A 1,149-nucleotide genomic window follows, 5' to 3' on the forward strand; every position below is an offset into this window, starting at 1 on the left:
CGTGGCGCGACGCCGAGCAGAAGCTCGGGCGCCGCCGCGGAGCGCGATCCTGAGCTACGCGCCGCCCGGCACGTCGACCGCGCCGCCGAAGCGGCGATCCCGATCCCGGTAGATCCCGATCGCCCGCCACAGCTCGGTGCGATCGAAATCGGGCCAGAGCGTGTCGAGGAACACCATCTCGGCGTAGGCGCTCTGCCAGAGCATGAAGTTGCTGGTGCGCTGTTCGCCGCTCGAGCGCAGGAAGAGGTCGACCTCCGGCAGCTCGGGCACGTAGAGGTGGCGGGCGATCGTGCGCTCCGTGATGCCCTGCGGCGAGAGCCGGCCCTCGGCGACCTCCTGGGCGATGCCGCGCACGGCGTCGGTGAGCTCGTTGCGGCCCCCGTAGTTCACGCACATCGTGAGGGTGAGCCCCGTGTTGCGCGCGGTGGCCCGTTCGCTGGCGCGCAGCTCGTTGATGACCGAGCCCCACAGGCGGGGTCGCCGGCCGGCCCAGCGCATCCGCACGTTCCAGGCGTCGAGCTGAGTGCGCCGCCGGCGCAGCACGTCTCGGTTGAAGCCCATGAGGAACCGCACCTCATCGGGCGATCGGCGCCAGTTCTCGGTCGAGAAGGCGTACACGCTCAGGTGGGTGACGCCGACCTGGATCGCTCCCGCGACCACGTCGAGCAGCGCCTGCTCGCCCTGCCGGTGGCCCTCGACGCGCGGAAGGCCGCGGCGGTTCGCCCATCGCCCGTTGCCGTCCATCACGATCGCGATGTGCTTCGGAACGCCGTCGCCGAACGCCGGCGGCCGCTCGCCGGTCCAATCGACCGGGACCAGACCTGCGGGGGCTCGGCGCGTGCTCACCCGCTCACCCTACCGTTCAGGCCGATGGTTCAGGCCGAACATCGGTGAAAGGCGAAAAGATGCTGTTCTGGGGCGAATTCATGAGCCTTTTCTCGCCTCTCGGCGATAGTGCCGGGGACGGCTACCGCGTGTCGAGGCTGCGCAGGCCGCGCTCCAGGTGCCACTGCGTGTAGGCGGCGACGATCCCGGATGCCTCGGCCCGTTCGCGCTCCGACGAGGCGAGCGCGGCGTCCCAGTCGCCGGCCTGCAGCGCGGCGAGCAGTGCGATGCTGCCGGGATCGAGTCGCGGCGAGCCGGGCACGC

General features: G+C 71.3%; 2 protein-coding genes. Both read right to left on the reverse strand.

The features are described 5' to 3' along the window. Nucleotides 1-54: 54 nt before the first annotated feature. Nucleotides 55-846, reverse strand: coding sequence for an isoprenyl transferase (locus tag ACFPZL_RS13495; protein ID WP_218116408.1), 792 nt, complete (start codon nucleotides 844-846; stop codon nucleotides 55-57). Between the two features lie 121 nt (nucleotides 847-967). After that, on the reverse strand, nucleotides 968-1,149 hold a 182-nt coding region (locus tag ACFPZL_RS13500; RefSeq protein ID WP_382335895.1), incomplete at its 5' end, for a DNA repair protein RecO C-terminal domain-containing protein.

The sequence above is a fragment of the Leucobacter soli genome, assembly GCF_042659205.1.
Classification (GTDB): Bacteria; Actinomycetota; Actinomycetes; order Actinomycetales; family Microbacteriaceae; genus Leucobacter; species Leucobacter soli.